Consider the following 26,853-nt stretch of genomic DNA (forward strand, 5'->3'; position numbering starts at 1 on the left):
TTCCTGACCACCGCACACCAGGTGACTTCTTCATGTCGCAGGACGGGATTCCAACGATGGTGCCGTTGCAGCGCGGAGGCCTCCCTTTCAGCCGGGGAGCCACCGCTGCCAGCCGGCTGGCGCTGACGCACCCGCGGGTGACGGACGAAGACCCGCATCGCCAGGCGAAGGCGGTTTCGGAGACCCCCGCCGTGTTGCTGGTGGATGACCATGTGTCGAACCTGGTGTCGCTGGAGGCCATCCTCGAGCCGCTGGGCGTGCGCATGGACAAGGCCTGTTCGGGGGAGCAGGCCCTGCGCTTCCTGCTGCGCGAGGACTACGCCGTCATCCTGCTGGACGTGCGGATGGCGGGGCTGAGCGGCTTCGAGACGGCGTCGCTCATCAAGCAGCGCGAGCGCACGCGCAACGTCCCCATCATCTTCCTCACCGCCTATGGTCGCGATGACGCGGAGCTCGTCACCGGCTACGCCACCGGCGCGGTGGACTTCCTCCAGAAGCCCTTCCCGCCGGAGGTGCTGCGCTCGAAGGTGTCCGTCTTCGTGGAGCTGTTCCGCGCGCAGCAGCAGGTGCGGCGCCAGGCGGAGCTGGTGCGGCAGAAGGAGGCCGAGGCGCGGGATGCCGCGCTGAGGGCCGCGGGCTACATCGACCGGCTGCGGGACTTCGCCGCCCGGCTGTCGGAGGCGGCCACCGTGCCGCAGGTGTGCCGCGCGCTCTTCGAACAGGGACTGGTGGCCGCTGGCGCGAAGGCGGGCACCGTCAACCTGTTGGACGCGGAGGGCGAGGCGCTGGAGGTGGTGGACGCCATTGGCTACCCGGAGAGCGTGCTGAGCCGGTGGCGGCGCATCCCGATGACGGCGGCCATGCCGCTGGTGGAGTCGCTGCGGGAGCAGCAGGCCATCTGGGTGGGCTCGCCGGAGGAGTGGAGCGCGCGTTATCCCCTCATGGATACGCGAGGCCTCCACGAGGCGGCGCTCGCGCTGCCCTTGCTGGTGAAGGGACGTGCGCTGGGCGCCATTGGCCTGTCCTTCGCGCGGCCGCGGACCTTCACGGAGATGGACCGGGCCTTCTTCACCGCGCTGGCGCATGCGTGCGCCCAGGCGTTGGACCGGGTGCACCTGACGGCGGAGGAGCGCCGGGCCCATGCCGTGGCCCGGGCCGCCGCCGCCCGGCTGCAGATGCTCACGGAGGCGTCCGACGCCTTCGATGCCACCAACCGCGACCTGTCCGTGCTGCTGGGCACCATCACCCGCCAGGTCGCCTACTTCCTGGGGGACGCGTGCACGCTGTGCCTGCTGTCCGATGACGGGACGCGGCTGGAGGTGGCGGCCAGCCATTCCAGTCAGGGGGAGGACGGGGCGCCGCTGCTCCCGGGCGCGGGGCTGAGCGGCTGCGTGCTGCGTGGCGGACGGCCGCTGCTCGTGCCCGAGCTGTCCCAGGAGCAACAGCGGGAGCTGGGACAGGGCGAGGCGCTGCGCAGCCTGCTGTGCGTGCCGCTGAGGGCGCAGGGCAAGGTGGTGGGGACGCTGGCCGTGGGGCGAATGGGCCAGGGCCGGGGCTTCACCCAGGAGGACCAGGAGCTGGTGGAGGAGCTGGCGGCGAAGGCGGCGCTCTCCATCGAGAACGCGCGCCTGTTCGCGGAGCAGCAGCGCTCACAGGAGGAGCTGCGCCGGCGCGCCGAGTTCGAGCAGCAGCTGGTGGGCATCGTCTCCCACGACTTGCGCAATCCCCTGGCGGCCATCTCCATGTCGGCGGGGCTGCTGGAGAAGAAGGGGGCGTTGACGGAGTCGCAGCAGCGCATGGTGTGGCGCATTGGCCAGGCCACCGAGCGCGCGGCCCGGATGATTCGCGACCTGTTGGACTTCACCAAGGCCCGGCTGGGTGGCGGCATTGCCCTGCACCGTCAGGCCACCGACTTGCGGGAGGTGGTGCACCAGGTGGTGGATGAGCTCCTGGTGGCCAACCCCGGGCGCCGCGTGGAGGTGGAGGTCCAGGGCGAGGTGCGCGGCGAATGGGATTCGGACCGCATCGCGCAGGTGCTCACGAACCTGCTGGGCAATGCCCTGGCCTACAGCCCCGCGGACGCCCCGGTGCGGGTGGACACACGGCTGGAGGGGGAGGCCGCGCTGCTGTCGGTCTTCAACGGAGGCGCCCCCATCCCCCGGGAGCTGCTGCCGCGCTTGTTCGAGCCGCTGACACGGGGCGCGTTGAAGGAGGGCCAGTCCACCCGCAGCATCGGCCTGGGGCTCTACATCGTGCAGGATATCGTGCGCGGCCACGGCGGCGGCGTGGAGGTCGTGTCCTCCGAGCAGCACGGCACCACCTTCACCGTGCGCTTGCCCCGCGCGGCGGTCTGAGAAGGTGCGCTGCGCCGTGGGCCCCTGCTGACGTGAGCAAACGCTCCGCGGCCCAGGACGTTCGCGCAGGGCCATTGCGGAATGACGACACCGCGGCGGATATCGGACCGCGTGGCGCGTTGGCACTGGCGCGGAGTGAGCACTGAGGGCCGCGTTGGCACTCGCGTACACGTTCGCGCTCCCTGAGATTTGTCACTCTTGTCCCGCGTGCGTTCCGCGACCGGGCGTCGAGCATCGGGGCTGGAGCGCGTGCCAGGGGGACGTCGATGGGGGTGTGTCTGTCGTCGCAGTGGGGCTCCGCCTGGACCTGGACGACGCATGCGGGAGGCCCCGCGCCCTGCCTGCGCTTCGAGCCGGTGCGAGGGACGGCGGGGGAGGTGCTCGATTTCCACCAGGCCACGCCAGGGGCGTCCGCCGAGCCGGTGGGGCACGGCTGGGTCCTGCCCGCCTGCGTGTCGCGCTGGGAGCAGGAGGGCGTGCGAGGGCTTCGCCTGGAGGACTGCGCCCGCGTGGTGGACACGGGCGAGCCGGTGTCCGTCGTGTTGCGCATCGCCCGCGAGGGCAACATGGAGGCGCGCTTCCGGGCCGTGGGCACGAAGGCGCTGGATGCCTTCGTGCTGTGGCTGCTGCCCGATGACGCGGACGACGCGCAGGCGCTCCGCGAGGCGCTGGAGCGTGAGCGCGAGGCCCGCCACCGCGCGGAGGGCGCGCTGGAGCACGCGACGGCCCGGCTGGCACGCGAGGCCCTGGATGGCACCGCGCGCCACCTGGCGCTTCAGCGGCTGACCGAGGAGGCGGAGTTTCGTGAGCGGTTCATCGGCATCCTCGGGCATGACTTGCGCAATCCCCTGAACGCCATCGCCCTGTCCGCCCGGGCCATGGCGCAGCGCACGCTGCCGGCGGTCCAGCAGCAGCAGTGCGCCCAGCGAATCGAGGCGAGCGCCGCGCGGATGGGCGCCATGATTTCCGACATCCTCGACCTCACCCGCGCGCGGCTCGCGGGCGGCATTCCCCTGCACCTGGGGACGGTCAGCCTGGCCATCGTCTGCCGGATGGTGGTGGAGGAGCTGTCCGCCGCGCATCCTGGCCGGCACATCACCTTGGACGTGGAGGGCGCGTCGGAGGGCTTCTGGGACGCGGACCGGATGGCGCAGGTGCTCAGCAACCTGGTGGGCAACGCGCTGGAGCACGGCGCCGAGGACGCGCCCGTCCGGCTCAAATGTATCGCCGTGGACGGTGAGCAGGTCCTGGAGGTCCACAACACCGGGGCGCCCATTCCGTCTCAACACCTGGAGACATTGTTCGACCCGTTCCGGCAGGTGGGCACCGGCGCTGGGAAGGGCCACCGTCGCGGCGCTGGTGGCCTGGGGCTGGGGCTCTTCATCGTGAAACAAATCGTCCAGGCGCACGGAGGCGCGGTGTGCGTGACCTCCTCCGCGGCAGCGGGGACGACCTTTACGGTGAAGATGCCACGAGACGCGCGACAGTCGCAGGTGCCCGCACCCTCGGGCGTGAGACGTCGCGTGTGACTGCAACGTTGGCGGTTGGGCGGAACGTGCGCTGAGCGTCAGCCGGCGCACGGACTACGTGTTTGCCGCATGACCGACATGCGCGAACTGCCCGAGAGGGCACCTGTCAGAGGGGAAAAGAAGGACTACCGGTTATCTTGGCCGCGAGAAACGCGGCTACCCCCAAAAACCGGAGGCAGCCATGTATCACCACCCCACCTCGAAGACCTGTTCCAGCTCCAAGGTCACCTACGCTGGGCGCCGTTGTGCGCACCGGTGGGAGCTGCTGCCAGCGTTGCTTCTCGTCGCCGCCGTGGGGTGTGGCCCGGCGGAGCCGATGGATATGGCCCGCGAGACGCTGGGCACCCAGTCGGATGGGTTGGTGTCGTCCAATGGGCTGTCGACGAACGGGCTGTCGACGAACGGCCTGTCCACCAATGGCTTGTCGACGAATGGGCTGTCGACGAATGGCTTGTCGACGAATGGGCTGTCGACGAATGGCCTGTCGACGAATGGTTTCAGCACGTGGTTCAGCGCGGACCCCGTCAAGGCCGAAGAGGTGATGCGATACATCGTCCGGTGCGCGCTCGCCTCCGGCCAGGCGCTGACGTACACGCATGCGGGCACCACGCACACCTGGCAGGGCTCCCTGGGGCTGGCGCCGACGTGGTCGAGCCCCACGCCTCCGCCTCCGCCGAGTCCGGTTGCTCCGGAGGCCGAGCAGCAGCTGGTGTCGAGCTGCCTGGCGGCACACGTGAACAAGTACGGCGTGCACCTGAACATCTCCGTGCAGGGCAAGGACTCGCAGGGCAATGCCATTCCGACGACGGCCGAGGAGCTGCAGACCTACAACCAGCATGAGGCCGTCTTCTTCGGAAACCTCTTCAATGGTCAGGGGCTCTTCGCGGCCAATGACGCGCCCTATCTGGCCTACGACGAGAGCACGGTGCGTGCGTGTGGCCTGTCGTCGTGGAGCGGGGACCCGGACTGCGCGGCCGTCATCTCCCACGTGGGGGCGGCCCAGACGTACTGCCAGCAGGACCCCACGCGGTCCTACTACACGCGCTGCACGTACAACGGCGTCGTGTACCGGCCGCTCACCACCCGCATCCGCCCCCAGGACATCTACAAGTGTGGTGACGGGACGTGCCAGCTCTCCGAGCGCTGCGGCACCAGCAACACGCCGGACAGCTGCGCCGCGGACTGTGGAGCCTGCTAGGCGTTGACGTCTTCGCGGCCCCCCTGCCGCGCGCAGTAGCGGCCTTCCTCCTACCCCTCGGGAGGATGCCGTGGAGTCCGAGCCTGTCCGAGCGCGGCGGCTGCCGCATCCAGGCTGAACATGTTGCCCGGCTCTCTCGAAAGGGCTCTTCGTGAGCTGCGTCCTCGCCTCGCGCGCCGCGCTGGAGGCAGGGAGCGGATTGCTCATGGCAGTGGGTCAGCGGACCGCGACCTGGCGGAAGGTGACGCCGTCGAGCTCCAGGCGGTGGACCGCGTCCACGAAGCGTTGGGTGGCCAGGATGAGCGTGGGCCAGTCCGCGAGGCGGAAGACGTCCACCGCGGTGGGGAGGGAGGCCGCGTCAAGGAAGTAGGGGGTGGGGAGCTCGTAGCTCTCAACGCCACATGTGGGGCACGGGGGCTCGCGGTCGGGCGGAAGGCAGTCCGGGTGGAAGCGTCCACAGGGTGTCAGCTCGAGTTCGAGCAGTTCGGGCGGGTTCCTTCCGCTCCCCGTGAGTTGCATCGCGCAGCCGTTCAACCCTTGCAGTCCTGCTCGCCGCAGTTGTTCCAGCGCTTCACGGCGGAGGCTCAGGGCCCACGCTTGAAAATGTAGCTGTCCGAAGGTGCCGGAGGCGCGTCCGGTCAGCGGGCCCAACTTGGTCCCGGGCATCAAGGCAAACCCGGGGGGCACCTGGGGCCGTATCTGTTCGCGCAATCGAGCCCACTCCGCGTATGGCTCCGGGCGGGGCTCTTCGTACTCGTGCCGTGTCGGGTGCGCGGTCAGGTCCACGCATGGATAGTGAAGTCCGGCGGTGCTCCAGGTCGCGCCACAGCCGGGACAGTCCGCGAGTCCGGGCAGGCTCCATCGATGCGCGGCATGCAGGCTCCCCGTGTAGTGCGAAGGTCGCGGCGACTCGACTTGATAGATGCGCAATCGAGACTCTTCGTCAGGCGTCACAGGGCCCGCCGCACCTTGTTGCCTCGTGTCTCGATGAACTGCCGCCACGCTTCGTTCCACAGGCCTCGGAAGGTCCGCCGCCGTGGATGCGCCGGTGGACATGGGTGGGGATGAGTATCGTGTGGTCGTGGATGTTGATGCCACGTTCCTTGAACCACGCCGAGAGGGTTGGGGCCTGGGGGAACAGGTGGTGCTTCTGCAACTGGGGCGCGGGCAGGACGGGCGGTGGCCGTAGCGGCGGGCGTTCCGGATATCAGCGGAACGTCATCTCCGGCTCGGCACCCCGCCGAAGCCAGGGCGCCCTGCGCCACCACCGTCCGGGCCTGGGCGGGCCCATGGGAAAGCCCGGTCGCAGGGCCAGCACCTGCCCGGTGGCGGGCGCATCCACGGACGAGGTCGCGGGTGCGCCGGACTCGCTGACATCCTCGCAGGCGAAGAAGCCGCAAACGCCTTCCTCACAGCCGAGCACCACGCAGTGCTCCTCAACAGGCGCGGCACAGCGGGAGGCCTTCACCTCTTCCCAGACCCGCACCCGCGGCGGTCGAGCGGCGCACGCGATGCCCAGCCAGGCCACCAGCAGCACGCACCACGACAGGACAGGGTTTCGCACGCAGGCTCTGGAGTCACCCGACGGCGCCCGCCCCACGCCAGGATGCGCGGAGCGGGCCGACCCAGGGGGACGCGTGTTACCGGGCGCTCACCGGCGCGGACAGGCAGGCCGCCGCCATGCCAGGCATGCTGCCCTGGCGCGGCTCCACCGACGACAGCTCATCCTCCTCCTCGGAAGGAATCTGCGCGTCCGGCGTGCACGTGCCGCCCAGCTCGTAGTCGCTGAACCACCGCTCACAGGTGATGATGCGCACCCCCCAAGGCACCGCACAGAGGAGCGAGCAGGGCGCTTCGTCGGCACACTGCACGTCGCAATCCGGAGGCAGCGCCGACGCGGACAGCGGGGAGAGCGTGACAAGGGCCACTGCGCTCACGAACAGCGTCTTTGAAAGCAGGTTCATGATGACTCCACGACGACGGGTGGCCGGACCACACAATGTGTCCCGGCACCCCGCAGTATCGAGCCGAGCGGGGAAAACTGCAAAAGCAGGAATGGGCGCCGGAGTGGCCGCGCCCGGGAGGGATGACGCAATAGGTTGGAAGTGTTTGAAAATCCAGACGAAGCACACTGTTGACGCTCTGTTGATAGACACCCGTCATCGCCCTGACAGCGCCGGCGTGGGCAAGGAAGCGCAATGGCCACCAGCTCGATACTGGCGGGTCGCGCGCTGCTGATGGCGGGAGGCAGCCGTGGCATCGGGCTGTCCAGGGCATCGCCGCCGGACGGCTGGGTGTCCAGGGCGCGGCCATCGCCATGACGGAGCCGGGGACGGGCTCCGTCCTCCAGGCCCTCTCCGCACGCGCGGTGCGTGACGGTGACTTCTACCGGGTGGGTGACGGACCCGGCGTGCATCGTCGCCGACCGTTGCTTGCAGTTGTTCGGAGGGTACGGTGTGCTGCGAAGCCTTGCCGGCGTGAACGAGGTCATGAAAGAACTCGTCGCCCGTTCCCTGTAGACCCACATCTTCGTCTCAAGGAGGCTCTGCGTGAGCCAGGAAGCATTCATCTTCGACGCCGTCCGGACCCCACGAGGCAAGGGCAAGAAGGGCGCGCTGCACGGCACCAAGCCCATTTCACTGCTCACCGGGCTGGTGGACGCGCTCAAGCAGCGTCACCCGAACCTGGACCCCCAGCGCATCGACGACGTGGTGCTCGGCGTCGTTTCCCCCGTGGGTGAGCAGGGCGCAGATATCGCCCGCACCCTGGTGCTGGCGGCGGGGTTGCCGGAGACGGTGGGCGGCGTGCAGCTCAACCGCTTCTGCGCGTCCGGCCTCACGGCGGTGAACATGGCCGCCCAGCAGGTGCGCTCGGGTTGGGAGCACCTGGTCATCGCGGGCGGCGTGGAGAGCATGTCTCGCGTGCCCATGGGCTCGGACGGCGGCGCCTGGGCCATGGACCCGGCCACCAACTTCGACACCTACTTCGTCCCGCAGGGCATCTCCGCGGACCTCATCGCCACCATGGAGGGCTTCACGCGCGAGGACGTGGACCGCTACGCGGCCCGCTCGCAGCAGCTGGCGGGCAAGGCGTGGGCGGGCGGCTACTTCAAGAACTCCGTCATCCCGGTGGTGGACCAGAACGGCCTCCCCGTGCTGGCGCATGACGAGCTCATGCGCCCGGACTCCACCGTGGCGTCGCTCGGCAAGCTCAACCCGTCCTTCTCCGTCATGGGCGAGGCGGGCGGCTTCGACGTGGTGGCCTTGCAGAAGTACCACTTCGTGGAGCGCATCGAGCACGTCCACACGCCGGGCAACTCGTCGGGCATCGTGGACGGCGCGGCGCTGGTGCTCATCGGCTCGGAGCAGGTGGGCAAGTCGCTGGGCCTCACGCCGCGCGCGCGCATCGCCGCCGTGGCCACGTCCGGCTCGGACCCCACCATCATGCTCACCGGTCCGATTCCGGCCACCCGGAAGCTGCTGGAGATTGCGGGCCTGTCGGTGAAGGACATCGACCTGTTCGAGCTCAACGAGGCCTTCGCCTCGGTGGTGCTCAAGTACCAGAAGGACCTGGGCATTCCGGATGAGAAGCTGAATGTGAATGGCGGCGCCATCGCCATGGGGCACCCGCTGGGCGCCACGGGCGCGATGATTCTGGGGACCATGGTGGACGAGCTGGAGCGTCGCAAGGCGCGCCGCGCGGTCATCACCTTGTGCGTGGGTGGTGGCATGGGCGTGGCCACACTCATCGAGCGCGTCTGAGCTTCTCTTCCAACACTTCGACAGGATTCGAGCGAACCCCATGAGCGAGCAGAGCACCATCCGCTGGGACCAGGACGCCGACGGCATCGTCGTCTTGACGTTGGATGACCCGAACCAGTCCGCGAACACCATGAACGCCGCGTATCTGAAGTCCATGCGCGCGACGGTGGACCGGCTGGTCAAGGAGAAGGACACCCTCACCGGTGTCATCCTCACCTCCGCGAAGAAGACGTTCTTCGCCGGTGGGGACTTGAAGGACCTGCTGAAGGTGCGCAAGGAGGACGCGCGGCAGTCCTTCGAGCTGGGGCAGGAAATCAAGGCGCAGCTGCGCGCGCTGGAGACGCTGGGCAAGCCCGTGGTCGCGGCCATCAACGGCGCGGCGCTGGGCGGCGGGCTGGAGATCGCGCTCGCGTGTCACCGGCGCATCATCGCGGACGTGAAGGGCGCCCAGGTGGGCCTGCCGGAAGTCACGCTGGGCCTGCTGCCCGGTGGCGGCGGCGTGGTGCGCACGGTGCGGATGCTGGGCATCGTGGACGCGCTGATGAAGGTGCTGCTCCAGGGCCAGCGCTACCGTCCGCAGGAGGCGAAGGAGGCCGGCCTGGTCCATGAGGTGGTGGACTCCGTGGAGGCGCTCCTGCCCGCGGCAAAGGCGTGGGTGAAGGCCAACCCCACCGCGCAGCAGCCGTGGGACCAGAAGGGCTACAAGATTCCGGGCGGCACGCCGTCGTCTCCGGGGCTGGCGGCGAACCTGCCCGCGTTCCCCGCCAACCTGCGCAAGCAGCTCAAGGGCGCGAACATGCCGGCGCCCCGCGCCATCATGGCCACGGCGGTGGAGAGCACGCAGGTGGACGTGGACACCGCGTTCACCGTGGAGTCGCGCTACTTCACCGAGCTCGTCACCGGGCAGGTCGCGAAGAACATGATTCAGGCGTTCTTCTTCGACATGCAGCACATCAACTCCGGCGGCGGTCGTCCCAAGGACTACCCGCAGTACACGGCGAAGAAGGTGGGCGTGCTGGGCGCGGGGATGATGGGCGCGGGCATCGCCTACGTCTGCGCCAAGGCCGGCATCGACGTGGTGCTCAAGGACGTGAGCCTCGCGTCCGCGGAGAAGGGAAAGCAGTACTCCGTGAAGCTGGTGGAGAAGGCCATCCAGCGGGGCAAGTCCACGAAGGAGAAGGGTGACGCGCTGCTGGCGCGAATCACGCCCACCACGGACGCCGCCGACCTCAAGGGGTGTGACCTCGTCATCGAGGCCGTGTTCGAGGACGTGAAGCTCAAGCACCAGGTCTTCCAGGAGGTGCAGGACGTGGTCGCCCCGGACGCGGTGCTCGGGTCCAACACGTCCACGCTGCCCATCTCCGTGCTCGCCGAGGGCGTGAAGCGCGCGGAGGACTTCGTGGGCATGCACTTCTTCTCCCCCGTGGACAAGATGCCGCTGCTGGAGCTCATCGCGGGCAAGAAGACGAGCGACGCCACGCTGGCGAAGGCCATCGACATCGCGGTGCAGATTGGGAAGACGCCCATCGTCGTCAACGACAGCCGGGGCTTCTTCACCAGCCGCGTCATCGGCACCTTCCTCAACGAGGCCATCGCCATGGTGGGCGAGGGCCTCTCGCCCGCTTCCATCGAACAGGCTGGCCTCCAGGCGGGCTACCCCGCCGCCCCGCTCCAGTTGGTGGACGAACTCACGCTGACGCTGCCGCGCAAGATTCGTCAGGAGACGAAGGCGGCCACCCTGGCGGAGGGCAAGCCCTGGGTGGAGCACAGCAGCTACGCCGTGGTGGACGCGCTGGTTGACCAGCACCAGCGCAAGGGCCGCTCCACGGGCGGCGGGTTCTACGACTACGTGGACGGCAAGCGCACGGGCCTGTGGGCGGGCCTGGCGCGGCACTTCACCAGGCCCGGCCACACCATCCCCTTCGAGGACATGAAGGAGCGGATGCTGTTCGCCGAGGCCATCGACACGGTGCGCTGCTTCGATGAGGGCGTGCTGCGCTCCGCCGCGGACGCGAACATCGGCTCCATCCTCGGCATCGGCTTCCCGGCGTGGACGGGCGGCGTGGTGCAGTTCATCAACGGCTACGAGGGCCGGACGGGCAACGGGCTTCGGGGCTTCATCGCCCGCGCGCGTGAGCTCGCGCAGCGCTACGGCGCGCACTTCGAGCCGCCGGCGTCCCTCATCGAGAAGGCCGAGCGAGGCGAGCTCTTGAAGTAGCGGCGCACGCAAGGACAGGTCCGACCGCAGGTGCTCGAACGGGTGGCTCGCGAGTTCGAGGCGGAGCTGCTCGCCGCCCTGCGGTCGGACCTCTCCAAGCCACGGAGTCCGTTGCCGGGCTCACCTGCCGACAAGCGGGTTTGCCTGCACGGTCCCGAGCAAGAATTGGAGTCGAGGCGCTCCCGGAAAAGTCAGACCGACCCGCTATGAAGCTCCCTGCGCAGCGCCATTCATGGCGTCGCCGAAAGGGTTTCCTTCACAATGAAGATGCCATTGATTTCTTTCGGGCTCTTGGTCGGCATGGCAGGGGGCGGATGCGGGGGGCTCGACGAGGCGGAGGCGGTGGACGCCTCCCAGGTCACCCAAGGCCTGGTCACCCAAGTCACCGGCACCAGCCCGGTCACCTTCATCGCCACGTCGGGCAACGAGACGAAGCCATACGACCAGTCCGCCACGTTTGTGGCGGCATACCTGCGGGACTCAACGACCGGAGCATTCACGACCTATCCGGGCACGGGCTCCGCGGACGGCACCATCTCCGTGCCGAACGTCCCCTCCGGCCGCATCTACCTGAAGCTGGGCTCGCGCTACCTGGTGAGCACCGGTCGCGCGTTCGATCTGGGCTCCACGGAGTGGGGCCGCGATGGCTCCTTCGCGTCACTGCCCACTCCCGTGACGGTGTCCGCCACCGGCCTGTCTCCCTGGCAGCCGGAGGACTTCCTGGACATGTATTCGTTGAACCCGGGCGCGTTCGGATACATCGACGGCAGCGCCACGGGGCGCCCCCTGGCGGGCGCCACGTCGCTCTCCGGGCTGAGTTTTGATTACGCCAACATGCTCAACCCGGTGCTGCTCGACAGCGGCCGCGGGGATGTGTTTTCGCTGGCGCAGATGCGGTTGCAGACGAGCGCGAATGGCGTGCCCTACCGCGCGATGCACAAGGTGCTCGACGCGAGCATGACGCAGGTGGAGGGCCAGCCCGTCACCGTCAGCGGAACCTTCACCCAGCCCGTCGCGACAGGCACCTTCGAGGTGGACTGGAGACGCTCGGCCTTCGAAGCCATGCGCACCCAGGTGAACCCGGACGCGGTCAGCACGCACAATGAAATCTGGATGTCCGCTCGGCCGGCCGCGCTGGGCTCGGCGCTCGCGTCCATCAGCGGGCCGCCACTGCTCGTGAAGCTCAATCCTGACGCGCAGCGGACCGACATCGTCACAGGGAGCATGACCTACAACAACCCGCTCCCGGCGACGTGGCAGAAGGTGGCGTTCGCCGTCGCGGGCTTCACGAAGAGCTACGCGCTGGGAACCGCGGCGCCCTACACCATGCGCGCGGACATCCGCGTGGAGCAAGAGGCGAGCGTGTTCACCGCCGCGCCCGTGCAGCCCCTCGTCGGGCCGGTGCAGGCGCCCAAGGTGAACACGCGGGGCGCGTTCCAGGACCTCGCGGGCGTGGGGACCGACGCCTCGCTGCGCTGGTCGAAGCCGCTGGTCGGCACGGCCACGAACTACGTGGTGAACATCTACCGGCTCGGCGTGAGCAATGGCTCCACCACCGCGTCGCGCGTGGCGGTGCTGCACACGGAGCTCCAGAGCGTGTACCTGCCCCCGGACGTGCTGCGGGCGGGCCAGACGTACTTCGCGGAGATCCAGAGCTGGTACCAGCCCGGCTCGAACCTGGCGACGAGCCCGTTCAAGCGCTCGCTGCCTCGGGGCCGCGCCAGCGTGCTCACCGGAACGTTCAGCCCGTAGGCGCTGAAGTCCTGGGAAGGGAGGGAGCCCGCACCCCGCCGGCAGTGTTGTGCCGCGCACCGCGCCTTGGGTGGGCTTCAACTGCTCGGACCCGCCGCTCCCACGGGCGGCTTGAGCGGCGGGCCAGGATGGCGAAGGTCGAGTCAGAGCGTCTTCATGGATTCGATGAGGGCCCAGCGCTCATCGCCCGGGAGCGACTGGTTGAAGTCATGGCCTTCGTTGCCGAGCCCGTAGAGGTGCGAGTTGAAAATCATCCGCGAGCGAAGCTGCTTCTGGGGGATGGGCGGCGGTGACTGGTAGGCCAGCGAGTTGCAGTTGGCCACGGCGTTGGCGATGTTGGCGAAGGCGATGTCGATGGCCGCCATGTGCTGGCTGCACGGGATGAACGAGTCCCTGCTGGGCACGTCACCGCAGGCCAGGCGTGTCACCTTCCAGCCGAGCTTGTTGAAGTCGTACGCCGCGAGGTCCATGGCGTAGCCGGCGTTGGTGCCCCGGTTGTTGGGCGCCGTCTGCTGGCGCTGCCACACCTTCGGGAGAGCACCGAGGTGTTGGGGTTGGCAGAAGAGGGGGGGCAGGTCTCCTGCGCCGTCGGCGCCAGAGCGACATGGACGCCGAGGTCTTCGAGACGGCGCAGGAGCCGCTTGGCGAGCTGCGCCTTGCTGGAGCGCACGAAGGAGTCAGCGCCCAGGTCCTTGTAGGCAAGGTCCTGGCGCAGCAAGTGGTAGGCGGCCGTGAGCATGGAGGCAGCGACGGCGAGAGTCGCCTTCTGGGTCGGGGGCGCAGCCCGGTGGATAGCTGTTCGGAAATGTCGGGACTTTTGTAGCGCCAAAACCCCCGACATTTCCGAACAGCGAGCTAAGAGAGGTAGCTCATCCAGGGGCCGGAGGAGGGGGAGACGGCCATCCGCGCGGTGGCTCGTGGAGCATGCATGCGCTCCGGGCCTTGGCCTGCTGCCCTGGTGGCGCCCGAAGGGTCTGCGTTGCCGTCGAGGAGAGCAGGTTCCTCGCCTCATGGAAGCGCGGCGTCGAGGCAGGAACGCCCGTGCGCCGGCCGCCCTCGGTAACGTGCAGGGCGCTCACCTTGTTGACCTCAAGTCGGCTTGAACTGGCACTGTACGGCCTTCACTTCTTGAAGGCATGTGAAGGGAGACGCACGATGGCATCGGGTCACCAGCCCCCGGAGGGGCAGGCAGCGCTTTGGAATGGCCCCGCGGGACAGGCCTGGGTCGATAGCCGGGACCTGCTCGAAGGGATGTTCAAGCCGTTCGAGGACCTGCTCGTCGAAGCCGTCCAGGCCCGCGGCGCGCGTCAGGTGCTCGACGTGGGCTGTGGGACGGGCGGCACGACGCTCGCCGTCGCGCGGCGGCTCGGTGCCCAGGGACACTGCGTCGGCATCGACATCTCCGCGCCCATGCTCGCGGCGGCGCGGGCCCGGGCCGAAGCGGAGCAGGTGGCCGCCAGCTTCATCGAAGCCAGCGCGGAGCACCACGCCTTCGAGCCGGCGCGCTTCGACATGGTGATTTCACGCTTCGGCGTGATGTTCTTCGACGATGCCGTCCAGGCCTTCGCGAACCTGCGGCGTGCCTCGAAGGAGAACGCCAGGCTGAGCGTCATCGCCTGGCGAGGCCCTTCGGAGAACCCGTTCATGACGACCGCCGAGCGGGCCGCGGCGCCCCTCCTCCCCAACCTCCCCACGCGTCAGCCGGGCGCGCCGGGACAGTTCGCCTTCGCGGACCAGGGCAGCGTCCATCGCATCCTGGAGCAGAGCGGCTGGGCGGACATCGACATCCAGCCCGTTGACGCCACCTGTGCCCTGCCCGAGCGCGGGTTGCTCCAGTACGTGAGCCGGCTTGGGCCCCTCGGCCGCGTCCTTCACGAAGCCGACGAGCGGACCCGGACGCACGTCATCGAAACCGTCCTTGCCGCCTTCAACCCCTATGTGCACGGCGACGAGGTGCGGTTCACCGCCGCTTGTTGGCGAATCGAAGCTCGCGCTCCCTGAGGTCCGCGCGACGTGATGCGACGGGCGGCGCCCTGAAGGCCGCCGTCGCCCGTCTGGGAGAAGGCTCGGAGCCTACTGCTGCCGGCCTTCAATGGCGCACATGAGCACCGCCGCGGCGATGCCGAGCCGCCGGTCCAGCCGCCGGTCGCTGTCCATGGAGAAGTCCAAATCAATCTTCTGGATGAACGGGTTGAAGCGCTGGTGGAAGGCGAGCACCTGGGTGTCGCCCAGCGTCCCGGTGAAGGACTGGGGAATCAGCGCCGTCAGGAAGCGGCGCACCAGCGCCATCATCATGCTGTCCTCTTCAATCTTCCCCACCTCCTGGTCATTCGCGTCCAGCACCAGCCACTGGTCGCGGAGGAGGGAGCGCAGGCCCTTGCGGCGCAGCGCGCCCATGCGCTCGCCCGTGGTGGCGTCCGTCACGTCGTACGTCATGCCGAAGTCGAGGATGCCGCGTGCCTTGATGGTGAGCAGCTCCTCGCGCATCTCCTCGTCGCCGTAGATGCGGATGTCCTCCTTCAACTTGAAGGCCTTCAGCTTCGAGTAGAAGGCGAGGTTGCCCGCCTCGTCGTAGATGTGGAACGCGTCGCCGAACAGCTTGAAGAACTTGCGGCGAATCATGTAGCGCGTCTGGCCGAAGCGGCCGGGGGCCAGGTGGCTGGGAGGACGGGTCTGGAGTGCGGTCGACATTCCGCCACCCATAGCAAAGGTGCTAGCGGGAAGGCGGGTACTTCTGCAGCTTGCGCTGGAGCGAGCGCCGGTGGATGCCCAGCTTGCGAGCCGCCTCGGAGATGTTGCCGCCGCAGTCCGCCAGCACGCGGTGGATGTGCTCCCACTCGGCGCGCGCCAGGGACGGCGCCTCGAAGCGCTCCGCCGCCGCGACGGAGGGCTCGCCGGACGCCCGCGCGAAGGCCGCGAGCAGGTCATCCGCGTCCGCGGGCTTCGGCAGGTAGTTCACCGCGCCCAGCCGGATGGCATCCACCGTGGTGGCGATGCTCCCGTAGCCCGTGAGGACGATGACGCGCGTGGAGGCATCCACCGCGAGCAGGTCCCTCACCACCTCCAGGCCGCTGCGGCCCGGCATGCGCAGGTCCACCACCGCGTACTCGGGGGACTCGCGGCCCGCGGCGGCCAGGGCCTCGTCGTAGTCCCCGGCGGTGGTGACGTCCCAGCCGCGCTCGCGGAAGGCACGCGCCAGCCGCTCACGAAGGGTGGAGTCGTCATCCACCAGCAGCAGGCTGGGGCGCTGCTCCGTGCCCGCGCTGGCGATGCTCATGGCGCGCCCCCCGTCACCGGCAGCGCGAGGCTCGCCGTGGTGCCCTGGCCCGGCGTCGAGCGCAGCTCCAGCGAGCCGCCCAGCTGCTCCACCAGCGTGCGTGCCAGGAAGAGCCCCAGGCCCATGCCTTCGCCCGGTGGCTTGGTGGTGAAGAAGGGCTCGCCCGCCCGGGACAGCACGTCCGCCGCCATCCCCGTGCCCGCGTCGCGCACCTCCAGCAGGGCGCCTTCGCCGCGCGCTCGCACGCGCAGCTCCACGGGACGTGAAAGCTGTGATGCCTGGAGCGCGTTCTTCACCAGCCCGCGCAGCACCCGGGCCAGCGCCCGAGGGGGGCCGTGGACGTGCCACTCGCGGGCCTCGGCGGGCAGCTCGACCGTCACCCGCTCCGCGCCGGGGAGCTCCGCCAGCATGTCCTCCACCAGCCGGGCCAGGGGCACGGGGTGGAAGGGCTCGCCCGTCGTCTGCCCGGCGTCCGCGGACATCTGCACCAGCACATCACGGCAGCGGTCCACCTGCTGGCGGATGAGGCGCAGGTCCTCGCGCACGGACTCGGAGGTGCCCGCGGTGGCCAGCGCGCGCTCCACCTCCTTGGCCACCACGGCGATGGTGGACAGCGGTGTGGACAGCTCGTGCGCGGCGCCCGCGGCCAGCGTCGCCAGCGAGGCCACCTTCTCCCGCCGCGCGTGCAGCGCGCGCGCCTGCGCCAGCTCCTGCTCCCGCGCCCCGAGCGCCCGCGTGACGCGCTGGACGAAGTAGACGATGAAGCCCGCGGCCACGGCGAATGCGACCCACATGCCGTTGAGGTGCAGCCGCATCAGCTCCGCGTGGTCCGGCCGCGACAGGCCCGCTGGCAGCTCCACGTCTTGCAACACGAAGAGCGAGCCGAAGGCCGTCAGCGTGAAGCCGAGCAGCCCCCACATCCACCGAGGGGGCAGCAGCACGGTGCCCAGCGCGACGTTCACCAGGTAGAGCGTGGTGAAGGGGTTGTGCGTGCCGCCGCTGAGGGCCAGCAGGCCGGTGAGCACCAGCGTGTCCCACAGCATCAGCTTGCCAAGCGTGCCCTCCGTCACCCGGAGGCCGCGCGCCAGCCACGCCCGCACCGACACGTTGGTCAGCGCCTCCAGGCCCAGCAGCGCGGCGAGCACCGGCACTGGCAGCGCCAGCTCCAACCCGAAGGCCGCCACGCCGATGACGAGCGTCTGGCCCAGCAGCAGGCCCCATCGCAAGCGCAGCAGCCACTCCAGGTTGATGCGGGCCCGGGAGTCGGGCTCTGGGAGCGGCGGGGCGGCTTGGGGCGGAGGCGTCATGGTGCGGCGGAGGAGGGGGGCACCACCGAGCGGGCCACGTTGGCCACCAGGTCCACGTTGGCGGGCGGCTGCTCGGCGCTGACGCCATCCAGCCACGTATCCCACGAGAGCGCAAAGACGAGCTGCGCGTGGGGCTCGGCTTCCGACAGCGTCACCCACTCCAGTAACACGTCCACCGACGCGCGCGTCTGGAAGCTCACCTCGAAGGGCTGGGGCTCGCCGTCCTGCCCGGTGCTCAGGGTGCCGCGCAGGTGCAGGCTGCGGCCCACCATGTCCACCGGCGCGTTGCCCTGGGCGGCGGCGCCCAGGCCCTGCGCGTCGTCACCCGCTGGCTCGAAGGTGAGGCGCGCGTGGCAGTAGCGGCCCGGCGCCGGGCGCAGCGTGCCCAGCGGAATGACGGTCCCATCCGCGCTGCCCAGGCTCACCACCTGCGGGACGTCCATCCGCAGGGGGTTGGTGGCGGTGTGGTGAGCCCACGCCGTGCCCACGGGGGACAGTTGACGCAGGAAGCGCTTCCAGCCGACCTCCGCGCACGGAAGCAACTCCACGCTGCCCAGCGTGACGAAGCCGCTGGTGAAGACGGCGTGGGTGCCCTGGTCGTTCATGAGCTCGCGCGCGCCGGCCGCGCCCGAGATGGGCCGCGCCCGGGCGGTGATGAGCGCCAGGTCGAGCGTCATGCCGTTCTGGACGTCGGTGCCGCCGCAACCGGTGACGGACAGGAGGGCGGCGCCCATGGCGACGGGCTTGAAGAAGGAGCGCATGGTTCAGAGGTCGTAGGCGACGGACAACATCGCGATGGGCGTGGGGACGACGCGGCCACGCAGTTGGTTGATGAAGGGCACGCGGACGCCCGCCGCGACGACGACGTCCATGCCCGGGCTGAAGATGACGTCGGGAGATGCGTAGCCGATGAAGCCGCCCGTGTGCTCATGGCGGTCGCTGTCCGTGTGGCCCTGGTGCTCGGCTTCCGAGTCGGCTGGCGCTTCCAGGCGGCTGTCGAAGCCCAGGCGCAGCGCCCAGCGGGCCGACGGCTGGTATTGCGCGGCGAGCGTGGTGCGCAAGGAAGCACCCGCGCGGAAGCCCTGGATGCCGCGCGTGGGGAGGAAGCCGGTGGCGCTGGCCAGGAAGGACCAGCTGCCTCGGAAGTGCTGATAGGCGAAGCCGGCCAGTGGGTCCACGGAGCCGCTGCCCAGCTGACTGTCCAGGGCCAACTGGGCGCCGTCCGGCCCGCGCAGCACGGGCGCGGTGGGGAGCTTCACGCCGCCCAGCACGCTGAACAGGTGGTCCGCGGAGAAGGCCTTGTCCTGAAAGAGGAACACCTTCGCGGCGACCTCCACGTCGCCAATGCCCCAGCCGCGGTCCCGGGCGAGGCTGACGTGTCGCACCTCGCGAGCCTGCAGGGGCAGGGTGGCGGAGAGGAACAGCCAGGGGAGCGGTGCGTAGGCCACCGCCAGGTCCATGCGCGCCTCGCGCAGGCGCAGGGCGTCCACCCCCTCCTCTCCGACGGTGTGCCCCCAGCCCCGGACGGTGGAGGACAGGCGCAGGCGGCCGGAGAACGGCTGCTCGGTGCCCATGGACATGAGCGTGGGGTCGCCACAGGCGCAGGTCGCGCAGGCCCAGGCGCTCGAGGTGGGGGCGAACAGCACGGCGCTGGACAGCAGGAGGGTGACGGTCAGGGCGTTCTTCACGGCCCGGGCACCATACGTGCTGGTCCGGGGGCTCGCGTGTGGCGTGTTGTCGCAGCGTGCCATGGCCTGAAAGGGCCCGCGGTGAAGGGCGAGCAGGCAGGCGAGCGGCCGGTGTCACGCAGGAATCGATGCCCACGTTGTGAATGACGACGTCCTGCCAGCGTTGTGGGGCTGGGAGGAGGGACGACAGGGAGGATTCATGGGCGTGCTAGCGCCGATTGGCCGGCTGCTCTTTTCGGCCATCTTCATCACCAGCGGCCTGAACCACTTCTTCCAGTTGGAGGCGCTGACGGGCGTGGCCCAGGCGTCCGGGGTGCCCGAGCCGCGCCTGGCGGTGCTGGCGTCCGGCGTGGCGCTGGTGGTGGGCGGCTTGTCCGTGTTGCTGGGCGTGTTCGCTCGGCTAGGCGCGGCGGCCATCGCCATCTTCCTGCTGTCCGCCGCCTTCATGGTCCACCGGTTCTGGCTGGTGACGGACCCGGTGCAGGCGCAGAACCAGCTCATCCACTTCATGAAGAACCTCTCCATGGCGGGTGGCGCGCTGTTCATCGTCTACTTCGGGTCCGGGCCCTTCAGCCTGCGGCGCAAGAAGGCGGAAGGGCTGGGGAGTGGACGGCTGGGCGTTCCGCTGCGGCCTTGAGGCTCAGGGCGTGGTGGCGCTGACGGCCGGGGCCTCCGCGCTGTCGGGAACCCAGGTGATGAAGGTGGAGGCCTCCGGCAGGTTCCGCTTCAGCTTGTCGCAGGGGACGTGCACGAGGGAGTGGTTGTCACTGGTCGACGTGACCAGGAAGCAGCTCTCCGTGCGCGGGTCGATGAGATAGGCGAGTCGGCCGTCGACGTTGATGAGGGCGAACTTCCCCGCCTCCGGCAGCTTGACGTAGTCGACGTGAGACGGGATGCAGCCTACGAGCGGCAGGACGAGTACGGCACACCGGAGCAGGGATTTGCGCATGCGGCGCATGCTACCCGCTCCGGCCGTACGGGGGGCATGTCACCCCGCGCTGACGGCGGCCTGGCGCAGCGTGAAGAAGGCCACCTCCGGCTCGCTACCCCGGCGCAGGTAGGGGCCGCCGAAGCCGAAGCCCAGGCCCCGGTTCACGTACAGCTGGTTGCCATTCACGTGGTAGTGGCCGCGGATGTACGGCTGGCCCGCGCGGCGGAAGATGGCCTCCGTCAGGCCGCGCACCACGAACTGGCCGCCGTGCGTGTGCCCGGAGAACTGCACCAGCCCCGCGTGCGCCGGCAGCTTGTCCGCCGTGGGCGGCGTGTGCGCCAGCACCAGCCGCGTGCCCGACACCGGCGCGCCCCGGAAGGTGGCCTCCACGTCGTCCCGGCCCGTGAGCCCGTCGTCGATGCCCAGCACCGTCACCGGCGCGCCCTTCACGTGCACCTGCCGGTGCTCGTTCTGCAGCACCGTATAGCCCATCCGCTCGAAGGACTCGCGCAGGTACGGCGCGTTCACCCAGTGGTCATGGTTCCCCATCACCACGTAGACATGGCCCGCGATGCCGGCCAGCAGCTCGCGCACGCGCGGCAGCGGCTTGGGGCTGTGCGTGACGTAGTCACCCGTGAGGAACACCAGGTCCGGCTTCTCCGCGTTGACCGCCTCCACCGCGCGGCGGATGCGCAGCGCCGAGGTGGCCTGCCCCACGTGCACGTCCGACAGCTGCGCGATGCGCAGGCCGTCATGCTCGGCGTGCAGGTGCTGGAGCATCAGCACGTTCTCCGAGAGGGAGAAGTGGTCCCGCAGCCGCAGGCGCCGCTCCGTGCGGAAGGGGTCGGCGCCGCTGCGCGCGACCAGCGCATTGCGCTCGTCCTCCTGCCCGTCCCGCCGGAGGCTGTTGGCCGGGGCTGCCAGGGGCGCGGCACGACGGGCGAGACGTCTCAGGCGCATGCGGTTCGGTTCCTTTCCGTGCCAGGGACGGCGGGAGGGCTCGTTTGATTCTAGAGAGCCAGGCGGGGTGGGTTGAAGCAGGTGTCCCTCGCACGCCTGCCCAGCCAGCGGCCGGCGCTCAGGGTGCAGGGGAAAACCCGCGCGATTTCAGGAAGATTCCGAAGCGTCCTCAGGCATTGTTCCATCAGTGGACAGACGTCCGGGGGGCGTGCCGTGACGGTAACCGTTGGGATTGCTACACCCGGGGAGACGATGACCCCCAGGCTCGGGTCCGCCCAGGACACGGGGCCGGACGTGACAGCGCCAGCAGGTGGAGGGAGCGCGGGGCCCCCTGCCGGCGGCGGTGCGCGGCCGGTGGAGCTGGCCGAGCTCATGTCCACGGTGCCGCTGGGCATGGCCATCATCGACCGCGAGCTGCGCTTCGTCGAGGTGAGCGACGCCATGGCCGCCATGAACGGCGTGTCGCGCGAGGCCCACCTGGGCCAGTCCATGGTGGAGGTGCTGCGCGCCGAACCCTCCGCGGCCGACGTGGTGCGCCGCGTCCGCCGCGTGCTGGAGACAGGCGTGGCGCTGGAGGGCGTGGAGATCATCCACCGCGAGTCGGGCGCCCATGGCGAGCGCACCCGCGTCTACCGCGCCAGCTACCACCCGGTGCGCCGTGAAGGCGCCATCGTCGCCGCGTGCATCTACGTGGAGGACATGACGGAGCGCCGCCGCGTGGAGGCCCAGCGCGACGCGGGCGCGGCCCGGGAGCGCTCGGTGCGCGAGCAGGCCCTGCGCGAGACGCAGGAGGCCGTGCGCGCCCGGGATGAGTTCCTCAGCGTGGCGGCCCACGAGCTGCGCACGCCCCTCACCAGCCTGCGCCTGCACCTGCAGTTGCTGCTGCGTCAGGTGGGAGGCTCGAACCAGGAGCCACCCGCGGAGCTGGCGCCCAGGGCCCGCGTGCTGGACCGTCAGTTGTCGCGGCTGGTGGGGCTGGTGAACACGCTGCTGGACGTGTCGCGGCTGGCCGCGGGCCGCTTGTCGCTGGAGCCCCGGGAGCTGGACCTGGCGCAGCTGGTGCGGCAGATGGCGGAGGCCTTCTCCGAGGAGTTCAACCGCGCCGGCAGCACGCTGACGCTGCACGTGGACGGGCCGCTGCTGGGGGAGTGGGATTCGCTGCGCCTGGAGCAGGTGCTGGTGAACCTGCTCTCCAACGCGGTGAAGTACGGCGGAGGCCAGCCGGTGGAGGTGTCGCTGGCGAGCGAGGGCCTCACGGCGGTGCTCGCCGTGAAGGACCAGGGCATCGGCATCTCCGAGGACGGCATGGCGCGCCTGTTCGGCAAGTTCGAGCGCGCCGTGTCGGAGCGGCACTACGGCGGCCTGGGCCTGGGCCTCTTCATCACCCGTCAAATCGTGGAGGCCATGGGCGGCAGCATCACCGTGCGCTCCGCGCAGGGAAAAGGCTCCACGTTCATCCTCCGCCTGCCCACGCGGCCCCCGGTGCCCACGAAGGCCGCCGCGGGCGCGCGGTAGACGCGCGAGCCCCGGAGAGGTCCTCGCGCTTCAGTTGCCGCGGAGGACCGTCAGGCCGCTGTCGGTGAGGACGTACAGCGCCGCCGGCGTCACCCGCGGGTCGTGGAGGAGCTGCCGCACCCGGGAGCCGCTCACGCCCGCCACCTTCTCCAGCGTCTTCAGCGGCGTGAGGCGCCACAGGCCCGAGCGTTCCGTGCCGATGTAGAGCGAGCCGTCACCCGTGGCCGCCAGCGCGCTGATGTTCTGGAGCGCGGCGCGCTGCTCCGCGTTGGCGCCGGTCAGCCGGGTGCCCGTCTGGGCCTGATTGGAGGCCCACGTAATCGTCATCTCCCACAGGCCGTGGTCCTTGCTGCCCAGGTAGTAGCGGCCGTCCGTCGTCTGCTGGAAGCCGCGCCAGCTGTCGAACTCGCTCATGCCGTTGACCTGGGGCAGGTAGGAGGACTCCACCTTCATCAGGTTGACGCGCTTGTCCATGTTGTCCCAGTCGCCGTGGTGGGGCGTCGGCGTGACGATGCCGAACATCCACTCGTTGGCGATGAGGACGTCCCCGTCCTGCGCGATGCCCAGCCCGTAGGTGTAGCCCGCCATCTGGCTGCCATTCTCGTTGAGCCACACCGGGTGGCGGTGGGAGCTGTACTCCAGGCCGCGGATGCGGGTGACGCCGTGGTTGGAGCCCACGTAGACGTCACCCTGGTCCCTGCCGTGCATCACCGTCACGCAGCTCAGGATGCTGCGGTCCTCGTCGAAGTGATGGTCGTTGCTGTTGCGGATGCCCAGGTTGTCCACGTCATCCAGCCGGCGCGGGCCCGTCTGCACGTGGGGATTGCCGTTCGCGTCCGTCGTGTTGCGCACCGACTGGTGCAGGTGCTCCTCGAGGACAATCTGCCCGCTGTCGTCCAGGCGCACCACGTCCACGTCACCCTGCTTGTAGTACTGGAGCCGACGGTGGCTGTACGGGAAGCACGGCTGCGCCGGGTCCGGCTGGTAGCACTCGGTGGGGCTGACGATGTAGTTGGGCTGCAGGCCCGGGAACTCCGGGTCCGTGCGCAGGTCCGTCGTGGCGTAGCCCACGTAGGCGCGGCCCGCGTCGCCGCCACAGATGACGGTGGAGCCGGTGGCCGCCCGGTCCGGACCGAAGCCGCCCTGGGCCTGGCCAATGGGCGAGCGCGTCCAGACGACCTGTCGCGTGTCCGCGCGCAGCACGCCAATCCGGTCCCCATCCAACAGCCAGATGTTGTGCGCGGCGTCCACGCCCACCGCCCGCGCCCGGGAGATGTCGTAGCGGGATGAGTAGTTCGTCACCGCGTCCGTCGGCCACGGTCCTTCAACAGGGCCGCTGCCCGCGTCCGGCTCCGAGCCCGCGTCTGGCTCCGTGCCCGCGTCTGGCTCCGTGCCCGCGTCCGGCTCCGTCCCGGCATCCGGCTGCGTGCCCGCGTCCGGCTGCGTGCCGGCGTCGGGCTCTGGCCGCGTCACCGGTGGAATGTTGTCGATATCGTTGTCCGTCGTGGGGGGCGTGGGCTCGTTCGAGCCACCGCATGCCCACGCCGTCATCACCGCCACCCCTACCCACCCAGCCAACAGTCGTCGATTCACCGCTTCCTCCTCCCGGGGACGCACAGCAATTCGCATACCGGGCTTTGGACGCCTGACCGCCTGGGAAACAGGGTCTGCGTGGGTAAAACGCTTCCCTGTCTGGAGAAGAAGAGGGCCTCGTGGTGATGAAAAACAAACGGGCCCGCCTCCGGTGTGGAAGCGGGCCCGTTTCGAGCCACGATGCGCGTGTCGCCAGGGCTACCGCGTCGGCGTGCCGTCGAGCTCCTTGTCGACGGACTCATGCGGCTGCGTGCCCGCGCCGCCGGTGCCCGGCTGCTTCTTCTTGGCACCCTTGGGGCTGGTGGCGCGCAGCTCCAGCGCGACGACCTCCTGGCCCTCCAGCTGGAACTTCGCGCGCACCGAGGCGCCTTCCGGAATCTCATCCGTCTTGGCGACCTTCTTGCCGTCCAGCATCAGCTTCGTCTTGTCGCGCACGTCCAGGTCCGCGTCAGGCAGGCCCGGGCGGGACAGGCTCACGCCGTCCGCGGTGGCATCCTTGAGGGTGCCTCGCAGGCTCATGGCCTTGTCCATCTTGAAGGTGCCTTCATCCTCCGTCTGGACGCCCGTCACGTCCTTGGCGGCCTCGCCAATGGCGGGCCCCACCTCCGTGGCGTCCACGCCGGTGCTCTTCTCCGTACCAGGACGGGGCACCTGCGTGCGCGACGGCTGCTGCTGCGCGAACGCGGCGCTACCCACACACAAAGCGACTGCGGCGATGAGCTTCTTCATCATCCCTCTCCCTGAGTTCAGTTCGGTTGGACCGGCTGCTGGAAGCAAGGGTGGGGCCGCTTCTTGCTCTCGCCAATCCATGCCGGGTGCCCCAGGGGCGGCCCTGGCCGCAGGGCAGCCGGGCAGGCGCTCGCGCTCAGTTGGGCAACTGACTGAGCCGCTTCACCGCGCTGAGCAGCTCGCGCAGGTCCAGCGGCTTGCGCAGCCAGCCGGCGACGTCCAGGCCTTCCGCCGCGCCCCTCACGTCCAGGTCCGCGCTGGCCACCAGCACGGGGATGCGGCTGAAGCTCGTGTCGTGACGCAGCGCCTCACGGAAGGCGAAGCCGTCCATGCGCGGCATCATCAGGTCGAGCAGGATGAGGTCCGGCATGGATTCGACCTGGCGGAGCTGGGTCAGCGCCTCCAGGCCATCCGCCGCGAGCAGGACGGCGTAGCCTTCCAGCTCGAAGACGTCCTGGAGCGCGTCACGGATGTCGAGGTCGTCGTCGACGACCAGCAGTGTCTGAAGGGGTTGCACCGAAGCCTCCGGCGAAGGCGGGGCGGTCTCCCCCACGACGCCGTCCCCAGGATGTGTCCGCTCCCCTGAAGGCGGAAGCGCATGGCAGGCCCGGGGGTGGGAAAATGCTCAGCCCCCGACGCATGCCAGGTCGCTCTCCGACGCATCTTCCCGGTGCCCGCGCCGGGGCCGCGGTGGCCCCGTTACTCAGTTGCAGCCGTCGCAGAGACCGCGAAGCTGCACTTCCACCGAGCGCTGGGACACCGCGCGGGGCACGCCCTTGGAGGACGCGATGCGGACCGACTCCTCCGGGAGGCAGGCCACGGTGCCGCAGTCGGTGCAGGTGAAGTGCGGGTGGCTGCCGTTGTGCTCCTCGCCCGCGCGCTTCAGCTCGAAGCGCCAGACGTGGTCGCCCAGGTCCGCCCGCACCACGAGCCCGGCCTCGGTGAGGTCCGTCAGGTTGCGGTAGATGGTCACCCGGTCGTAGCCCTCGTCACCCAGCGCGTCCACCAGGTCGGCGTGGCTCATCGGGGACGTGGCGTCCTCCAGCTCCCGCAACACCGCCACGCGGGGCGCGGTGCTGCGCAGGCCCGCGGAACGAATCCGGTCCTGGAACTCAGTGAGCTTCGGCTGCACGGCACTTCTCTTTGCTCCCATGATGCCCTTTCGAATAACCGATTTGACGGTCACTTTCACCCTGCTGAGACCTGGAGCGTTGAGTCTTCACGCTCCGCGTGATGCCTCTCAGCGGGTCTCCCCCGACTCCCCGCGCGTGCTTCCGGTAGACGGTTGTAGCTGCTTCCAATGCAATCCGGATGCAGAAGAATCGACGTTGCCACCGTGCCGGTGCCTGGTGGCGGGCCGGCCCGGCGTCACGCGGCGGCGGGGCGGGACGCAGGATTTCCGGGAGCCGCGCGGCATGTCGCAGGGAAAGACCTCGGGGGTGGCGGGCTGGCCACAGGTGAGCCCCTGCCTGCCCGGATGCGACTGTTGACGAGATACCGCTGTCGCGCTGGATGCATCCGTCACGCGGATGCGTTCCGGGAAGGAGGGCCCAGGGCCGGCGGCCGACTGGCGGTCATTTGCACCGGAGAACACTTGCCGCCGGAGCGCTTGACTCGGTGCGTTCGGTGCCCAGACTGCGACTCTTTCCTTCATCCGGGGTGTCTGAACGCCCTGGCGGCCCGCCCACCTTCGACTCGTCGTGATGACGCCCTCCCTCCTGCTCATCGAAGACCCCGGTGCCTCCCGGGAACTCCAGGTGCTCGCCCTGGAAAGCCAGGGCTGGAGGGTCTGGGTCTCCGCGGACGTGCCGGGTGCGCTGACGCTGCTGCAGACGGAGTCGGTGCAGGTGGTGGTGGCGGCCGCTGGCCTGCTGGTATCGGACGGGACGCACCTGGAGTCACTGCAGCGCGCCTTGGCGCTGGCGGGCGCCCTGTTGCAAATCAGCGCCTTCCCCGCAGAGAGGGAGGCGCTGGGCCCGCTCGACCTGCGGGTGGAGCGCTACCTGAGCCGGCCCCTGTCGCTGGGGGCGCTGGTGGAGGG

23 protein-coding genes and 2 pseudogenes are annotated in these 26,853 nt (G+C 69.7%); 10 read left to right on the top strand and 15 right to left on the bottom strand.

Annotation, left to right across the window (positions count from 1 at the left end; all coding sequences use genetic code 11):
- Window positions 1-32: 32 nt before the first annotated feature.
- From HV826_RS19900 to HV826_RS19910, 3 genes are all read left to right on the top strand, one after another.
- On the top strand, window positions 33-2,354 hold the full coding sequence (locus tag HV826_RS19900; protein ID WP_176418628.1) for a GAF domain-containing protein: 2,322 nt from the start codon (window positions 33-35) through the stop codon (window positions 2,352-2,354).
- 266 nt (window positions 2,355-2,620) lie between these two features.
- On the top strand, window positions 2,621-3,883 hold the full coding sequence (locus HV826_RS19905) for a sensor histidine kinase KdpD (protein ID WP_176418608.1): 1,263 nt from the start codon (window positions 2,621-2,623) through the stop codon (window positions 3,881-3,883).
- Between the two features lie 181 nt (window positions 3,884-4,064).
- Window positions 4,065-5,081, top strand: coding sequence for a hypothetical protein (locus HV826_RS19910; protein WP_176418609.1), 1,017 nt, complete (start codon window positions 4,065-4,067; stop codon window positions 5,079-5,081).
- 216 nt (window positions 5,082-5,297) lie between these two features.
- On the opposite strand, the gene HV826_RS19915 is transcribed toward HV826_RS19910, so the two are convergent.
- The 3 genes and pseudogenes from HV826_RS19915 to HV826_RS19930 all read right to left on the bottom strand — a co-directional run bounded on the left by HV826_RS19915 (window position 5,298) and on the right by HV826_RS19930 (window position 7,045).
- On the bottom strand, window positions 5,298-6,035 hold the full coding sequence (locus HV826_RS19915) for a double-CXXCG motif protein (protein ID WP_176418610.1): 738 nt from the start codon (window positions 6,033-6,035) through the stop codon (window positions 5,298-5,300).
- Window positions 6,025-6,681: pseudogene (locus tag HV826_RS37315) on the bottom strand (TIGR02269 family lipoprotein). Before HV826_RS37315 ends, HV826_RS19915 begins: the two are co-directional and overlap by 11 nt.
- 40 nt (window positions 6,682-6,721) lie before the next feature.
- Window positions 6,722-7,045: a hypothetical protein gene (locus HV826_RS19930; protein ID WP_176418613.1), complete on the bottom strand. Its 324-nt coding sequence runs from the start codon at window positions 7,043-7,045 to the stop codon at window positions 6,722-6,724.
- Window positions 7,046-7,630: 585 nt separating this feature from the next.
- On the opposite strand from HV826_RS19930, the gene HV826_RS19935 reads away from it, so the two are divergent.
- The 3 genes from HV826_RS19935 (at window position 7,631) to HV826_RS19945 (ending at window position 12,812) form a co-directional block, all read left to right on the top strand.
- The gene (locus tag HV826_RS19935; protein ID WP_176418614.1) at window positions 7,631-8,842 is read left to right on the top strand and encodes an acetyl-CoA C-acetyltransferase; all 1,212 of its coding nucleotides are present in this window, start codon (window positions 7,631-7,633) and stop codon (window positions 8,840-8,842) included.
- A 40-nt stretch (window positions 8,843-8,882) separates the two neighbouring features.
- Window positions 8,883-11,060, top strand: a complete 2,178-nt coding sequence (locus HV826_RS19940; RefSeq protein WP_176418615.1) for a 3-hydroxyacyl-CoA dehydrogenase NAD-binding domain-containing protein — start codon at window positions 8,883-8,885, stop codon at window positions 11,058-11,060.
- A gap of 261 nt (window positions 11,061-11,321) precedes the next feature.
- On the top strand, window positions 11,322-12,812 hold the full coding sequence (locus tag HV826_RS19945) for an ABC transporter substrate-binding protein (RefSeq protein ID WP_176418616.1): 1,491 nt from the start codon (window positions 11,322-11,324) through the stop codon (window positions 12,810-12,812).
- Between the two features lie 143 nt (window positions 12,813-12,955).
- On the opposite strand, the gene HV826_RS19950 is transcribed toward HV826_RS19945, so the two are convergent.
- On the bottom strand, window positions 12,956-13,339 hold the full coding sequence (locus tag HV826_RS19950; protein WP_255217308.1) for a hypothetical protein: 384 nt from the start codon (window positions 13,337-13,339) through the stop codon (window positions 12,956-12,958).
- 628 nt (window positions 13,340-13,967) lie between these two features.
- On the opposite strand from HV826_RS19950, the gene HV826_RS19955 reads away from it, so the two are divergent.
- Window positions 13,968-14,813 (top strand): class I SAM-dependent methyltransferase, encoded by an 846-nt coding sequence (locus HV826_RS19955; protein ID WP_176418617.1) that lies wholly within the window; start codon window positions 13,968-13,970, stop codon window positions 14,811-14,813.
- Window positions 14,814-14,885: 72 nt separating this feature from the next.
- Here the strand turns inward: HV826_RS19955 and HV826_RS19960 are convergent, their stop codons facing one another.
- From HV826_RS19960 to HV826_RS19980, 5 genes are read right to left on the bottom strand one after another with little or no spacing between them, the layout of a single operon-like run.
- Entirely contained in the window at window positions 14,886-15,503 is a 618-nt protein-coding gene (locus HV826_RS19960; protein ID WP_176412332.1) for a hypothetical protein, read from the bottom strand.
- Window positions 15,504-15,525: 22 nt separating this feature from the next.
- Complete coding sequence (locus tag HV826_RS19965) at window positions 15,526-16,089, bottom strand: response regulator transcription factor (RefSeq protein WP_176418618.1); 564 nt, start codon at window positions 16,087-16,089, stop codon at window positions 15,526-15,528.
- Complete coding sequence (locus tag HV826_RS19970) at window positions 16,086-17,396, bottom strand: ATP-binding protein (protein WP_176418619.1); 1,311 nt, start codon at window positions 17,394-17,396, stop codon at window positions 16,086-16,088. Before HV826_RS19970 ends, HV826_RS19965 begins: the two co-directional genes overlap by 4 nt.
- On the bottom strand, window positions 17,393-18,157 hold the full coding sequence (locus HV826_RS19975) for a hypothetical protein (RefSeq protein WP_176418620.1): 765 nt from the start codon (window positions 18,155-18,157) through the stop codon (window positions 17,393-17,395). Before HV826_RS19975 ends, HV826_RS19970 begins: the two co-directional genes overlap by 4 nt.
- Window positions 18,158-18,160: 3 nt before the next feature.
- Window positions 18,161-19,084 carry a transporter gene (locus tag HV826_RS19980; protein ID WP_176418621.1) on the bottom strand — a complete coding sequence of 308 codons (924 nt, stop codon included), beginning with the start codon at window positions 19,082-19,084 and terminating at the stop codon, window positions 18,161-18,163.
- A 199-nt stretch (window positions 19,085-19,283) separates the two neighbouring features.
- Here HV826_RS19980 and HV826_RS19985 point away from each other — a divergent pair, with 199 nt between their 5' ends.
- The gene (locus HV826_RS19985; RefSeq protein WP_176418622.1) at window positions 19,284-19,721 is read left to right on the top strand and encodes a DoxX family protein; all 438 of its coding nucleotides are present in this window, start codon (window positions 19,284-19,286) and stop codon (window positions 19,719-19,721) included.
- A 3-nt stretch (window positions 19,722-19,724) separates the two neighbouring features.
- On the opposite strand, the gene HV826_RS19990 is transcribed toward HV826_RS19985, so the two are convergent.
- Both HV826_RS19990 and HV826_RS19995 read right to left on the bottom strand, forming a co-directional pair.
- Window positions 19,725-20,033, bottom strand: a complete 309-nt coding sequence (locus HV826_RS19990; protein ID WP_255208291.1) for a hypothetical protein — start codon at window positions 20,031-20,033, stop codon at window positions 19,725-19,727.
- Window positions 20,034-20,072: 39 nt separating this feature from the next.
- Entirely contained in the window at window positions 20,073-20,975 is a 903-nt protein-coding gene (locus tag HV826_RS19995; protein WP_176418624.1) for a metallophosphoesterase, read from the bottom strand.
- 354 nt (window positions 20,976-21,329) lie between these two features.
- Between HV826_RS19995 and HV826_RS20000 the strand changes: the two genes are divergently transcribed.
- The gene (locus HV826_RS20000) at window positions 21,330-22,490 is read left to right on the top strand and encodes a PAS domain-containing sensor histidine kinase (RefSeq protein WP_176418629.1); all 1,161 of its coding nucleotides are present in this window, start codon (window positions 21,330-21,332) and stop codon (window positions 22,488-22,490) included.
- 30 nt (window positions 22,491-22,520) lie between these two features.
- Here the strand turns inward: HV826_RS20000 and HV826_RS20005 are convergent, their stop codons facing one another.
- The 4 genes from HV826_RS20005 to HV826_RS20020 form a co-directional block, all read right to left on the bottom strand.
- Window positions 22,521-24,083, bottom strand: a complete 1,563-nt coding sequence (locus tag HV826_RS20005; RefSeq protein WP_368670956.1) for a hypothetical protein — start codon at window positions 24,081-24,083, stop codon at window positions 22,521-22,523.
- Between the two features lie 198 nt (window positions 24,084-24,281).
- Window positions 24,282-24,815 (bottom strand): hypothetical protein, encoded by a 534-nt coding sequence (locus HV826_RS20010; protein WP_163781864.1) that lies wholly within the window; start codon window positions 24,813-24,815, stop codon window positions 24,282-24,284.
- A gap of 133 nt (window positions 24,816-24,948) precedes the next feature.
- On the bottom strand, window positions 24,949-25,329 hold the full coding sequence (locus tag HV826_RS20015; RefSeq protein WP_176418625.1) for a response regulator: 381 nt from the start codon (window positions 25,327-25,329) through the stop codon (window positions 24,949-24,951).
- Between the two features lie 186 nt (window positions 25,330-25,515).
- On the bottom strand, window positions 25,516-25,965 hold the full coding sequence (locus HV826_RS20020; RefSeq protein ID WP_176412337.1) for a Fur family transcriptional regulator: 450 nt from the start codon (window positions 25,963-25,965) through the stop codon (window positions 25,516-25,518).
- 550 nt (window positions 25,966-26,515) lie between these two features.
- On the opposite strand from HV826_RS20020, the pseudogene HV826_RS20025 reads away from it, so the two are divergent.
- Window positions 26,516-26,853, top strand: a pseudogene (locus tag HV826_RS20025) (hybrid sensor histidine kinase/response regulator); the annotation flags it as partial.

This window comes from Myxococcus sp. AM010 (assembly GCF_013372585.1).
GTDB lineage: Bacteria > Myxococcota > Myxococcia > Myxococcales > Myxococcaceae > Myxococcus > Myxococcus vastator.